Annotated in this window: 3 protein-coding genes; all 3 read left to right on the top strand. The window is 68.9% G+C overall.

Features of this window, described 5'->3' with window-relative positions:
- Positions 1 to 7: 7 nt before the first annotated feature.
- Genes OHZ10_RS33630 through OHZ10_RS33620 form a run of 3 tightly spaced genes read left to right on the top strand, consistent with a single transcriptional unit; the run spans position 8 to position 14,609 of the window.
- Positions 8 to 1,624, top strand: a complete 1,617-nt coding sequence (locus OHZ10_RS33630) for an MBL fold metallo-hydrolase (protein WP_059241576.1) — start codon at positions 8 to 10, stop codon at positions 1,622 to 1,624.
- Positions 1,612 to 5,526 (top strand): amino acid adenylation domain-containing protein, encoded by a 3,915-nt coding sequence (locus tag OHZ10_RS33625; RefSeq protein ID WP_342706340.1) that lies wholly within the window; start codon positions 1,612 to 1,614, stop codon positions 5,524 to 5,526. Before OHZ10_RS33630 ends, OHZ10_RS33625 begins: the two co-directional genes overlap by 13 nt.
- Positions 5,523 to 14,609 (top strand): amino acid adenylation domain-containing protein, encoded by a 9,087-nt coding sequence (locus OHZ10_RS33620; RefSeq protein ID WP_342706339.1) that lies wholly within the window; start codon positions 5,523 to 5,525, stop codon positions 14,607 to 14,609. Before OHZ10_RS33625 ends, OHZ10_RS33620 begins: the two co-directional genes overlap by 4 nt.
- Positions 14,610 to 14,619: the final 10 nt, after the last annotated feature.

The following is a 14,619-nucleotide window of genomic DNA, read 5'->3' as shown; positions in this document are numbered from 1 at the left end:
GCCTTCGTTGACTATTTCGTCCAGCACACACGTCTACCTGCGGCAAAACATTCAGTTCGAACCGCTGATCAACGGTTGGTACGCGTGGTTTCACACGCTGCCGCCGTTGACCGCCGCGCTCAACGTGGCCGAGCGGTTCCTGCCGCTGATGAAATCCTATGCGGCGTCGCCGATGATGCATGCGGCGGCCTGCAAGGATCCCGCGATGCGCGGTGGCCCGTTTCTCGACCTGGGCGGCAAGCGCGTCGACGAAATCCGCGCGCTGATCGAGCAGACCACCGCTCGCGCGACCCGCCAACTGGAGCTGGCGAAGGCTTACAAGACGTTCTCCACGTTGCTGCTGGAACAGGCGAAGGGGATGGCGTCGGATCCGATCTATCCCGAGATCCCGGAAGTGCTGAAAGGCTATGTCGAGATCTACTACGACCTGAATCACAACCCGTCCTTCCGGCTCTTCGAGAGCCTGCTGTATGCGAGCCCGCTCTACGCGCGCGACGCCCAGAGCATCGCGCTGTCGGCGATCGACGAGAACACGCCCCGGCCGTTCATTCTCAGCACGCCCCGGCTCAGCGACGAGCGCACGCTGTTTTGCAACATGGCCTTCGACGATCGCGCGCTCGATGCGCTGTTCCGGATGCGCGACACGCCCGGCAGCTACGCGAAAATCGTCGACCTGATGCGCGTGGAGGAGAAGGACGAGCCGCTGTTCCGCACGTTCTTCGTCGAGGAGGCGCCCGCGCCGAAACCGGATCGTTCGTTCGACGGCGACGACATCCGCATCCGCTATTACGGCCACGCGTGCCTGCTGGTGCAGAGCCGCGGCGTGAGCATCCTGATCGATCCGGCGATCAGCTACGGCTACGACACCGCGCTGCCGCGCTATACGTTCGCGGACTTGCCCGACCAGATCGACTACGTGCTGATCACGCACAGCCATCACGATCACATCGTCCTCGAAACGCTGCTGCAGCTTCGCCACAAGGTCAAGACCGTGGTGGTCGGCAGGAATCTCGACGGGTTTCCGCAAGATCCGTCACTGGCGCTGGCGTTGCGCAAGCTCGGTTTCGACGACGTGCTGGAAGTCAGGGATGCAGACGAAATCAAGGTGCCCAACGGCGCCATCACCGCCATTCCGTTCCTGGGCGAACACAACGACCTGGCGATCCAGAGCAAGCAGAGCTTCATGATCCGCTTCGGCACGCGTTCGGTGCTGTGCATCGCCGATTCCTGCAACCTGGACCCGCGTCTTTACGAGCATGTCTTCCGCCTCGCCGGCAAGCCGGACACGTTGTTCGTCGGGATGGAAACCGAGGGCGCACCGCCGTCATGGGTCTACGGCCCGCTGTTTCCCAAGGCGCTGCCGCGCGACCTCGACCGCTCGCGCCGGGCGCGGGGCTGCCAGTTCGGCGAGGCGGCCGCGCTGGTGGACGACTTCCCGTTCAACGCGGCGTATGTCTACGCGATGGGCCAGGAGCCGTGGCTCAACCACCTCCTCGACAACACCTTCGACGAAAACTCGCCCAGCCATATCCAGTCCACCCAGTTTGTCGCGCACTGCAAGGCCAAGGGCATCGCTTCCGAAATCCTGTACGCGACCAGGGAGATCGTGCTTTGTCAGAACTGAATCTCAACGCGCTGTCGACCAGCGGGCAATACCAGGAACACTTCGCGTTCTGGAGCGAGGCGCTCGGACGCCTCGACGAAGACTTCCGTCTTCAGCAAGCGTGGCAGGCGTATGCGTTGCCCCTCGGCCCCGCGCCGGCGCTGACGTTCGCGCTCGACGGCGACGCGGGGCAGGCCCTGGCGAAGCTCGCGGCCGGCAACGAGCTGGGCGCGTTCGTCGTGCTGCTGGCGGCGCTGTTCCGGGTGCTCGGGCGCTACGACGGCGCGGCCGGCCTGTTCGTGGATACGCCGCGCCTGATCGCCGAAGCCGCGAACGGTTCCGCCGATTCCATCCCGCTGCTCGACGCCGCCCAGCCCGGCCCCACGGTTCGCGCGTACCTGAACCAGGTGCGCGACAGCGTGCAGCGCAGCTATTCGTATCAGGATTTTCCGATCGCGGCCCTCGCGCACAAACTGCGCGGCGCACGGCCCGCGACCAACGTCGGCGTGCGCTTCGACGGCCTGCACGAAGCGTGGACGGCGGGGGACTACGACCTGTCGATCGAGATCCGGCATCGTGCGTGCTACGAGATCGTCCTGACGGGCCGGCCGACGGTCTTCACGCTGCATTATCTGCAGCATGTCGCGCGGCACCTGCGCAACGTCGTGGCCGGCTTCGGCGCGCTGGACGCCCCGCTCGACACGATCTCGCTGCTCGATGACGAGGAACGTGCGCGCCTGCTTGCGCATGCGGCACCCATTGCCGTGGATGGCACCTTCCTCGCGCAGTTCGCGCAACGGGTCGCGGCCACGCCGGACAGCGTCGCGGTGGTGACCGCCGACGCATCGCTGACCTATGCGCAGCTGGACGACCAGGCGTCCCGGCTGGCGGGCTTCCTGCTCGCGGAATACGCGATCGGGCGCGGCGACGTGGTGGGGGTGGTCGCCGACCGTTCCGAGCGCTGGATCGTCGGCATGCTCGGCGCGCTCAAGGCGGGCGCAGTGTATCTGCCGCTCGACCCGGAGTTTCCGCGGGAGCGGCTGCGCTTCATGATCGAGGACGCGAACGTCAAGGCGCTGCTGACGAATTCGGAATACCTGCCGCTGCTCGCCGATTTCTGGGCGATTCCGATGTTCGCGCTCGACTTTCAGCTCGACACGCTGGAACCCGCACCGGCGTCGGCGCAGGTCGAGGTCGCGCCGGGCGACGCGGCGTACATCATCTACACGTCCGGCTCCACGGGCACCCCCAAGGGTGTCGTGCTCGAACATGCCGGGCTCCTGAACATGGCGCAATCCCATGTGAACGCCTTCGGTTTCGATGCCGACGACCGGTTCGTCCAGTTCTACTCCCCGGGCTTCGACGGCTCGATCATGGAGATTTTCGTCACGCTGCTCGCGGGGGCGCGCCTGGTGCTGGCGAAGACCGCCGTGATCCGGGACGTGCCGCGCTTCGTCGACTACATCGCGCAGCAGGGTGTCACCACCGTCAACGCGACGCCGGCCTATCTCGCGTCGCTCGACTGGAACGCGCTCGGCGCCGTGAAGCGGGTCATCAGCGCGGGCGACAACGCGCGCGTGGCGGATCTGCGCGAACTGGCCCGGACCCGCGTGTGCCACAACTCGTACGGCCCGACCGAGGCCACCGTGTGCATCGCGGACTACGTGGTCGACCCGGCGATCGCCTACGGCGCCCGTCTGCCGGTCGGCCGGCCGATCCACAACACGCACCTGTACCTGCTCGACGAGCACGGGGCGCTGGCCCCCGACGGGTGTGCCGGCGAGATCTGCGTATCCGGCATCGCGCTGGCGCGCGGCTATGTCGGCCGCGACGACCTGAGCGCCGCCGCGTTCGTCGACCACCCGTTCGAAGCGGGCGAGCGCCTCTATCGCACCGGCGACCTCGGCGTCTGGCTGCCGGACGGCAACCTGGAAGTCACCGGGCGCCGCGACACGCAAGTGAAGATTCGCGGCTATCGCATCGAGACGGGCGAAATCGAAGCGGCGCTCCGGCAGCACGCCGGCGTGACCGACGCGATCGTGTTCGTGCGCGAGGATACGCCGCAGCACAAGCAGCTGGTGGCCTGCGTCGCCACGGCGACGGCCAGCGTCGCCGGCCTGCGGGAACATCTGAAGGAACGCCTGCCCGAGTTCATGGTGCCCGCCTCGATCGTGACGCTCGAACGCCTGCCGCTGACACCGAACGGCAAACCCGACCGCAAGGCGCTCGCCGCGCTGGAGCTGGCGCCCGTGCCGGGCGCAACCGCGTACGCCGCACCGGCCAATGACGTCGAAGCGCGCCTGGGCAAGATCTGGTCCGAGGTGCTGGGCCGCGAGCCGATCGGCGTGCACGACAATTTCTTCGAACTCGGCGGCGACTCGATCCTGCTCATCCAGGTGATGTCGCTGGCCCAGCAGGTCGGCCTCAAATTCACCGCCGACCAGTTTTTCGCGCATCCGACCATCGCCGCGCTTGCCCAGGTCGCGGTGGAGGCGCCGTCGCTCCGGATTTCGCAGGAACCGGTGGTCGGCCCCGCCCCGCTGACGCCGATCCAGTCGTGGTTCTTCGCACAGGACGTGGCGGATCCGCACCACTACAACCAGTCGACCATGATCGAGGTGCCCGCGTCGCTGCGGCCGGACGTGCTCGAGCACGCGCTGGCGGCGGTCGCGACCCATCATGACGCGCTGCGGCTGGGGTTCGAGCGCGTCGCCGGCGCATGGCAGCAATCGCATGCGGCGCCGCCGCTGGCGATTCCGCTCGGCGTCACGTCGCTGGCGGACGCGTCGCCCGCCGCACGCCAGGCGGCGATGCTCGCGACCGCCAGCGACCTGCAGGAAAGCTTCACGTTGTCGGCGCCGCCGCTGCTGCGCGCGCACCTGTTCCAGTTCGGTCCCGACACGCCGCAGCGCCTGCTGGTGGTCGCGCACCATCTGGTGATCGACGGCGTGTCGTGGCGCATCCTGTTCGAAGACCTGTACGCCGCATGCCGCCAGCGCGAAGCGGGCGAAGCGGTGCAGCTGCCGGCCAGGACGACGGCGTGGCGCGACTGGTCGACGCGCCTGTCCGAACTCGGTGCGAGCGCGCCCGACGGGCTCGACTACTGGCTCCAGGCCAGCGCGGACGAGCCTGCATGCTTCGACGACATGCCCGTCGGCACCGTCGGCGAAGCCGGCACGACGGTCATCGATTTCGACGCCGGGCAGACGCTCGCGCTGTTGCAGGACGTGCCGCGCACGTTCAACACCCAGATCAACGAAGTCCTGCTGACGGCCCTGCTGCTCGCGTTCGGCGACTGGACCGGCAACGCCACGCTGGTCGTCGAGCTCGAAGGCCACGGTCGCGAGGACCTCTTCGACGGCGTCGATACGTCGCGCACGATCGGCTGGTTCACCACGCACTACCCGGTGTACCTGAATGCCGGCGACGCCACCGTGGCGGTCGACGCGTTGCGCCACGTCAAGGAGCAGCTGCGCGCGGTGCCGATGCGCGGGCTCGGCTACGGCGTCGCCCGCTACCTCGGCAACGACGCCGGCATCGCGGCGGCACTGGCGCGGCAGCCGCCGGCGCCGGTGCGCTTCAACTACCTCGGCCAGATCGACCGCGTGCTGGCCGACGACACGGGCTGGAAGCCGGTGCTCGACTTCCAGAGTCCCGAGCACAGCCCGCGCGCACGTCGCGGCCACCTGTTCGAGATCGACGGGATGGTGTTCGACGGGCGTCTGCGCCTGACCTGGCGCTACAACCGCGAGGCCTGCGCACCCGGCGTCATCGAGCAGCTGACGCAGTGCTACCGCAGCCGCCTGCTGTCGATCGTCGAGGCCAGCGGTGACGGCCCGCGCGGGCTGAGCCCGTCGGACTTTCCGGCCGCGCGCATCAGTCAGGAAGCGTTGGACGCCCTCGTATCAAGGATCAAATCGTGACCTCCCCCACCATCGCCGATATCTACGAGCTCTCCCCGATGCAGGAGGCGATGCTCTTTCATGCCGTGCACTCGCCCGGCGCGAGAAGCAGCTTCAACCAGCTCGGTTGCCGGATCACCGGCAGCCTCGATCCCGCGCTGTTTCAAGCCGCATGGCAGCAGCTGATCGATCGGCACCCGGTGATGCGCACGTCGTTCCATTGGGAGGAATTCGACAAGCCCATGCAGGTCGTGCATGCGCACGCCACGCTGCCGTGGGTGCAGGACGACTGGCGCGATCTGCCGGACCACGAACAGCGCGCGCGGTGGCGCGCGCATCTCGACCGCGACCTGGCCGAAGGCTTCGCGCTCGATCGTGCGCCGCTCGTGCGCTGCCGCCTGGTGCGCGTCGCCGAGCACGCCTACCTGTTCAGCTGGAGCCACCATCACATCCTGGCCGACGGCTGGTGCCTGTCGCTCGTGATCGAGGAGATCTTCGAGGCCTATCGCGCGCTCGCGCACGGCGTGCCGCCGACGCTCCCCGCGGTGCGCCCCTATCGCGACTATATCCAGTGGCTGCAGCAGCGCGAGCCGCAAGCCGCGCAGCAATACTGGGCGCGCTATCTCGAAGGTTTTCACTCGCCGACCCCGCTGCCCACGGCCGCGCGCGCGGACGCGGGCGAGCGCTTCGGCGAGGGCCTCGCGCAAGTGCAGGCCGACCTGTCGGCCGACCTGAGCGCGCGCCTGCGGCAATTTGCGGCCCGCCATCACGTCACCCTCAATACCCTCGCGCAAGCGGCCTGGGCGCTCGTGCTGTCGCGTTACAGCGGGGAGACCGACGTGGTGTTCGGCGCCGTCGTGTCCGGACGGGGCGCGAACCTGCCCGGGATCGAATCCATGCTCGGCCTGTTCATCAATACGGTGCCGGTGCGGGTGCGGGTCGACCCCAGGCAGCCGCTGGTGCCGTGGCTGAAGATGATCCAGGCGCGCGTGGCCGCCCGCGCGCCGTTCGAGCACACGCCGTTGCCCGACATCCAGCGCTGCAGCGACGTGCCGCTGACGACGCCGCTGTTCGAAAGCAACATCACGTTCATGAATTACCCGCTGGACGCGTCGCTGACGCATGGCGCGCACGGGCTGGCGGTCGACGAGGTTCAACTCTACAACCGCGCCGACATCCCGCTCGAATTCGTGGTGACGGCGCGCGACGACTGGAAGATGGAACTGTCGTTCGATCCGCGGCGCTTCGACGAAGACACGATGCAGCGCATGCTGGGCCACGTGGCCGCGACGCTCGATGCCTTCGCGGCCGATCCGAACCGGCTGCTCGGACGCCTGCCGATCCTGCCCGAGGCCGAACGACGGCAACTGCTGGACACCTTCAACGACACCGCCGTGCCGTTCGACGCCGCGCTCACCGTGGTGCATCGTCTGGAACAGGCCGCCGCGGCGCACCCGGGGCGGCCGGCGGTCGAGTACCGCGACGGCGTCCTGAGCATCGGTGAACTGAACGCCCGCGCCAACCGTATCGCGCACCGCCTGCTGGCCGCCGCCGAGCTGGGGCCGGACGCGCTGGTCGCGATCTGCATGCACCGGTCGGCCCGCCTGATGGAGGCGATCCTCGCCGTCTGGAAGTGCGGCGCCGCCTACATTCCGATCGACCCCAACTATCCGGCGGCGCGCATCCGCACCATTCTCGAGGATTCCGGCGCCGCCCTCGTGATGACCTGCGACGGCCTGTTGCCGCCCGAGCTGGCCTCGCTCGCGCCGGTCGTGTCGCTCGACGACGCCACCGGGAGCGACGACGACACCAATCCCGGCCGCCCCGTGTCGCCCGACAGCCTCGCCTACGTGATCTACACGTCCGGTTCCACCGGAAAGCCGAAAGGGGCGATGGTCGAGCACGCCGGCATGCTGAATCACATGCTCGCCGAGATCGACGAGTTTTCGATATCGGCGTCGTCGGTGATCGCGCAAACCGCGCCGCATTGCTTCGATATTTCGGTCTGGCAATTTTTCACGGCGCCGCTCGCCGGCGGCAAGACCGTGATCGTCGACGACGAATGCATTCGCGATCCCGCGTCCTTCGTCGCGACCCTGGACGCTACCCGGGTCAGCATCCTCGAACTGGTGCCGTCCTATCTGTCCGCCGTGCTCGACCGCGCGTCGGAACGGCCGGCGCTGATGCGGCACCTGCGGCACCTGCTCGTCACCGGCGAGATGGTCAGCCCGGCCCTGGTGAAACGGTGGTTCGACGTGTTCCCGGACATCGCGCTGGTGAACGCGTACGGCCCGGCGGAAGCGTCCGACGACGTCGCGCAGCACCGCATGACGTGCGCGCCGGCCACGCCTTACGTCCCGGTCGGCAAGCCGATCCGCAACGTGCGCCTCTACGTCGTCGACCCGCAGATGAACCTGTGCCCGATCGGGATTCCCGGCGAACTGTGCGTGTCCGGCATCGCCGTCGGCCGCGGCTACCTGAACAACGAAGCCGCGACGCGGGAGGCTTTCGTCGAGGATCCGTTCGTTCCGGAGCGCGGCGTCCGCATGTACCGCACCAGCGACATCGGCTGCCATCTCCCCGACGGCACGATCGCGCTCTACGGCCGCAAGGACCACCAGCTGAAGATCCGCGGCTACCGCATCGAGCTCGGGGAGATCGACAACGCGCTGGCCGCCATTCCGGAAATCCGCCAGGCGGCCGCGCTCGACTATCGCGACGACGCCGGCCGCGCCGCGCTGTGCGCGTATGTCGCGTTCCGCGACGGCGCGTCGCTGAGCGATGCCGCGATAGCCGCCGCGTTGTCCGCCACGCTGCCGGACTACATGGTGCCCGCCATCTACGTGGTGCTGGACGCGCTGCCCCTGAGCGGCAACGGCAAGATCGACCGCAAGGCGCTGCCGCCGCTGGACCGGTCGCGGCTGTCGGCGGCGGTACACGCACCGACACCGCCGCGCACGCCCACCGAGACGCTGCTGTGCCGCATCTGGGGAGAAGCGCTGGGCATTCCGGCGCCCGGCATCCACGACAACCTGTTCGCGCTGGGCGGCGACTCGATTCTCAGCATGCGCATCGTGTCGCTGGCCGCCAAGGCGGGCCTGAAACTCACCACCCGGCTGATCTTCCAGCATCCGACGGTCGCCGAGCTCGCCGCCGTGACCGCGCGCGGCACGGTCGGCGCGGCGGAGTTCGTCGCATCGTCCGGCCCGCTGCCGCTGACGCCGATCCAGCAGCGTTTCTTCGCGCAGCACCAGGACGATCCGCACCAGTACAACCAGGCGGTCCTGCTCGACGTGCCGGCGGATTTCGATCCCGCCTTGCTGCGTCAGGCGTTGCGGCACGCGGTCAAATGGCACGATGCGCTGCGGCTGCGCTTTCGCGCGGGCGAGTCCGGCTGGATCCAGGCAGTCGTCGACGATCCGGAGGTGCCCGTCGGCGTGTTCGACCTTCCGCGCGACCAGCTCGCGCAGCACGTCGCGCAATCGCATGCGAGCCTGAATCTGTCGGACGGCCCCGTCGTGCGTGCGGACCTGTTCCGTCTCGACGAAGGCCGTTCGCTTCGTCTGCTGCTGGTTGCGCATCACCTGGTCGTCGACGGCGTGTCGTGGGGGGCGCTGCTCGAAACCCTGTACGACGCCTATACCCGCCTGCGCAACGGCAAGGCGCCCGAATTTGCGGGCGGCAGCGCGACGTGGGCCGCCTGGACCCAGGCGATCTCGCGCTGGGCCGGCGCGGGCGCCGCCGACGCCGATCGCGTCCATTGGCAGGCCCTCGCGCGCGCCGACCTGCCCGGCCTGCCGCTCGACCGCACCGCGCCGGCCGACGCCAATACCGTGTCGTCCGCCGAAACGGTCGTGGTCGAGCTGGGCGAAGCCGCGACGACGGCCTTGCTGGGCGCCGCGCCCCGGGCCTACGACGCGCAGATCAACGACGTGCTGCTTGCCGCGCTCGCGCGTGCCGTCAGCGACTGGAGCGGATCCGCCGACGTCCTGCTGGATCTCGAAGCGCACGGGCGCGAGGAACTGGTCGAAGACCTCGACATCTCGCGCACGGTGGGCTGGTTTACGTCCGTGTTCCCGGTCGCGCTGACGGTCGATCCCGGCCTGCACGATCCGGCTCGCCTGGTTGCGTCGGTGAAAACGCAGCTGCGCGCCGTGCCGAACGCGGGCGTCAGCTACGGCCTGCTGCAAGACCGGCTCGACGCTCCGGCGCCGCAGCCGCCACTGCTGTTCAACTACCTGGGCCAGACCGACCAGCTGTTCGCCGCCGCGCGCGACTGGAAACCGGCGACGGAGCCGAGCGGCGACGGCCGCCATGCGAGCCAGCGGCGCGAACACCTGCTCGACATCAACGCCTACGTGACCGGCAACCGCCTGCACGTTGCGTGGGAATTCAGCCGGGCCTGCCACGACGCCGCCACCATCCGGCGCGTCGCGCAAGCGTACATCGCGGCGCTCGAATCCCTGGTCGCCGACCCTGCCGTCCCGTCCGCATCGACCCGGCCCGCGACCGGCCACGCGCAGGCGCCGGCCTCGGTCATGCCGGACGAGATCGCCGACGTCTACGCGCTGACGCCGACCCAGCAGGGCATGCTGTTCCACGGGCTGTACGAACCCGCGTCGGATGCGTACTTCAGCAGCCTGAATTTCCGTATCGACGGCGCGCTCGACGCCGAACGGTTCCGCCGCGCGTGGGATACCGTGGCGCAACGGCACGACATCTTGCGAACGTCGTTTCACTGGGAAGACCTCGACAGCCCCGTGCAGGTCGTGCATCGCCATATCGACTTGCCGTGGCACGAGGAGGATCTGTGCGCGGCGTCCGCCGCGCAGGCCGAACAGCGTCGGCAAACCTACGACGCGCAGGACCGGGCACGCGGCTTCGACTTCACCCGGGCGCCGCTGATGCGTCTCGCGCTGTTCCGCATGGGCGATCACGCGTGGTGCTTCCACTGGAGCCATCACCACATCCTGCTCGACGGGTGGAGCTCCGCCCGGCTCCTGGGCGAAGTGGCCGCCGCCTATCAGGCGCTGCCGGCCGACGGTGCGCCGGAGCAGGACGCGCCGCCTGCGTTCGCCGAGTACGTGCGCTGGCTGGCGCGCCAGGACGCAGCCGCGGCGGAACGCTTCTGGAAGACCAGGCTGGCGGATTTCCCGGCGACGACGCCGCTCGTGCTGGGACGCCCGGAACTCGACGGCACGGCCGCGCCGGGCGCCTATGTCGAAGTGCCGCTGCGGCTCTCCGAAAGCGACACGCAACGGCTCGTCGCCTTCGCGCAAACCCGTCGACTCACCCTCAACACGCTCGTGCAGGGCGCGTGGGCACAGCTGCTGGGCCGCTACAGCGGCGAAGCGGACGTCGTGTTCGGCACGATCGTTTCCGGTCGCCCGGCCTCGCTGCCGGCGTCGGACGAGATGGTCGGGCTGTTCATCAACACGCTGCCGGTGCGGGTTCGCATCGACGCGCGCCCGACGTCCGCGTGGCTCGCGCAGTTGCAGATGGAGCTCGCGCAGCAGGAGGAATATGCGCACTTTCCGCTGGCCGACATCCAGAAATTCGCGGGCCTGCCGCCCGGCGTGCCGCTCTTCGAAAGCCTGCTCATCTTCCAGAACTATCCGGTCGAGGAAGCGCTGGCCGACGGGCTGCCCGGCCTGCGGATCGGCGAATTCCAGGTCGCCGATCCGAACAACTACCCGCTGACGCTGGTCGTGACGCCGGGCAAGCGCCTGTCGCTGCAGGTGCTGTACGACGACGGCCGGTTCGATCGCGAAACGATCGTCCGCCTGCTGGGTCACGTCGAAACACTGCTCGTCGGCCTCGCCGGCGAGGAAGATCGCCCGAACCGCAGCGTTGCGCTCCTCACCGCCGCGGAGCGGGACGCCATCGTGCTCGGATGGAACGAGACGTTCGCGCCGGTTCCGTCCGACCGGACCCTGCCCGACCTGATCGAAGCCGTCGCCGCCGCGCACCCCGAGCGCATTGCGGTCCGTTGCGGCACGGAGGTCCGCACCTATCGCGACCTCGTCGAAGGCGCCAACCGGATCGCCGGTCATCTGCTGCACGTCGCGCCGATCCGGCCGGACGACCGGATCGCCGTCTGGATGCCGCGCTCGCCGCTGATGCTGGAAACGATCCTGGCCATCTGGAAGTGCGGCGCGGCGTACGTTCCGGTCGATCCGGCCTATCCGGCCCAGCGGGTCGAGACCCTCCTGACGCTGGCCCGGCCGGCCATCGTCGTCGCGACGGACGGCGTGCCGCCGCCGGCGCTGGCGTCGATCCCGCGGGTCGATCCCGCGCGCGTGCCCGAGCAACGCGACGCCGGCGCGCCGGTGCCGCGTTGCCGGCCCGCGGACCTTGCGTACGTAATCTTCACGTCGGGTTCGACCGGCCAGCCGAAGGGCGCGATGGTCGAGCATCGCGGCATGCTCAATCACGTGCTCGCGATGGCGCGCAGGGTCGGGCTCGGCGCGCAGAGCGCGGTCGCACAGACCGCTTCGCACTGCTCCGACATTTCGGTCTGGCAGTGCTTCGCGGCACTGGTGTCGGGCGGCACGACGGTGATCTATCCCGATGCCGACATTCTCGAGCCCGCGCGCCTGATCGACGCGCTTCACCGCGACCGCATCACGGCGATGCAGTTCGTGCCGTCCTATCTGGCGACTTTCCTCGATGAGCTGGAACGGCACCCGGCTCCGGCGTTCCCGCACCTCGACACGCTGCTGACGATCGGCGAAACCCTGCAGCCGGCCTCCGCGCACGCGTGGTTCCGCCTGAATCCGGCGGTCCGGCTCATCAACGCATACGGGCCGACCGAAGCGTCGGATTCCGTCGCGCATTTCAGCATGGAACGCGCGCCGGATCTGCCAGCGATTCCGATCGGCCGCCCCATCGAGAACCTGCGCCTCTACGTCGTCGACGCCGACATGAATCCGTGCCCGGCCGGCGTCAAAGGCGAGATCTGCATCGGGGGAGCAGGCGTCGGACGCGGCTACCTGTTCGACGAAGCACGCACCCGGGCGGTGTTCCGCGACGATCCGTTCAGTCCGGAACCGGGCGCGCGCCTGTATCGCACCGGCGACATCGGCTGCTTCGGGGCCGACGGCACGCTCCATTTCTTCGGCCGCCGCGACTTCCAGGTCAAGATCCGCGGCTATCGCATCGAGCTTGGGGAAATCGAAGCCGCGCTGACGGGGCTCGCAGGCATCTCCAACGCCGTCGTGGTCGCCCGTCGGGCGCCGGACTCGGACATGACCCTGTGCGGCTACGCGTCGGGCACCGGCTGGACGCCCCAACGCCTGCGCGACGCACTGCGCGACACGCTGCCGGCGCATATGGTGCCCGACACCGTGATGCTGCTGCCGGCGTTGCCCGTCATGCCGAACGGCAAGATCAACCGCGCCGCGCTGCCGCTCCCGGAGGCCGCGTCGGTGCCCGACGGCGCGCCGGCCGAACCGCAGACGCCCGTCGAGGCCGCGCTGCTGCGCATCTTCGCCGAGGTGCTCGGCCGCCGGCCGAACGGCGTCGACGACGACTTCTTCGAGCATGGCGGCCAAAGCCTCAAAGCGATCCAGATGGTCAGCCGGATCCGGCGTGAACTGAAACTGAACGTCGCGGTCGCCGATATCTTCCAGGCGCCGTCGCCGCGCGCACTCGCGCGGAAGCTGGCGTCCCGCCCCGCCGAGCGCCTCGATGTCGATGCGCCCATCCCGGCGCTTGCGGTGCAACCGTCCTACGCGGTGTCCCGTGCGCAGAAGCGGATCTGGCTCGCCAGCCGCAGCGCGGATCCGTCCACGTACAACATGGCAGGCGCGCTGCAGCTGGACGGCGCCATCGACACGGCGCGCCTCGTTCGTGCGTTCGACGCGCTGGTCGATCGCCATGAGAGCCTGCGCACCGTGTTTGCGATGATCGAAGGCGAGCTGCGGCAACGCATCCTCACCCGCGAGGCATCCGGATTCCGGGTCGAGCACATGGATCTCTCCGACGATGCTGCACTGCAGGCCATCGATGCGCTGATTCGCGAGGAAAGCGGGCAGCCATTCGATCTCGCGTCGGGGCCGCTCTTGCGCGTCAAGCTGGTCCGGCTCTCGCCGACGGAGCACCTGCTGCTGTTGAACATGCACCACGTGATATCGGACGCATGGTCGATCCGCGTGCTGACCGACGACCTGCAAGCCCTGTATGCGGGGCACGACCTGCCGCCGCTGTCGATCCAGTATCGCGACTACGCCGCGTGGCACAACGCGAGCCTCGACGGCCCGCACGCCGCCGCGCATCGCTCGTACTGGCTCGCGCAACTGGCATCGCCGCTGCCCCGCCTGCAACTGGCGTCGGATTTCCCGCGTCCCGAGCGGCCCGGTCATGCCGGGCAGACGCTCGAAGTCGAACTGTCGGAGCCGCAGGTGACGGGCCTCGCGGCGCTGGCACGCGCGCACCGCACGTCGCTCTACACGGTGCTCCTCGCGTCGTTCTGCGTGCTGATGCACCGCTACACGGGGCGCGAGGACATCGTCATCGGCAGCGTGTCGGCCGGACGCGACAGCGAGCAGCTCGAATCGCAGATCGGGGTGTTCCTCAACACCCTCGTGCTCCGCGTCCCGGTGCAGAAGTCCGCGACCGTCGAAGCGGTGATCGATGCGGTGGCGAAAGCCTCCACGGACGCGCTGGCGCATGCGTCCTATCCGTTCGATGCGCTGCTGGACGACCTGAAGATTCGCACCCCGGCCGGCCACTTCCCGATCTTCGACATTCAGGCGAATGCCATTTCGATGCCCGCGCCGCAGTCGGATCTGCGCATCACCGACCGCTCGCAGACGGACACCACGGCCAAGTTCGACCTGTCGTTCCAGGTCGTGGAAAGCGATGGCCGGCACCGCATTCAGTTGATCTACAACGCCAACCTGTTCCGCCCCGCGACCATTGCCGCGATGCGCGATCGACTGCTCGCGATCCAGGACGTCTTCCGCCGCGATCCGGCCATGCCGGTCGATCGCATCCCGCTGTCCGGCGATGCGCCCGCCGCCAGCCCGCGCGTACGGGTCGGCCTGCGCCTGAAGCGCGTGCCCGAAGTCACCGCCGACGACGTGCTCGAGGAGAAGTCGTGATGCCGGCCGG

This window comes from Burkholderia arboris (assembly GCF_038723655.1).
Taxonomy (GTDB): domain Bacteria; phylum Pseudomonadota; class Gammaproteobacteria; order Burkholderiales; family Burkholderiaceae; genus Burkholderia; species Burkholderia arboris.
The sequence above is the reverse complement of the archived record's forward strand: the minus strand, read 5'-3'. Positions and strand labels throughout refer to the sequence as shown.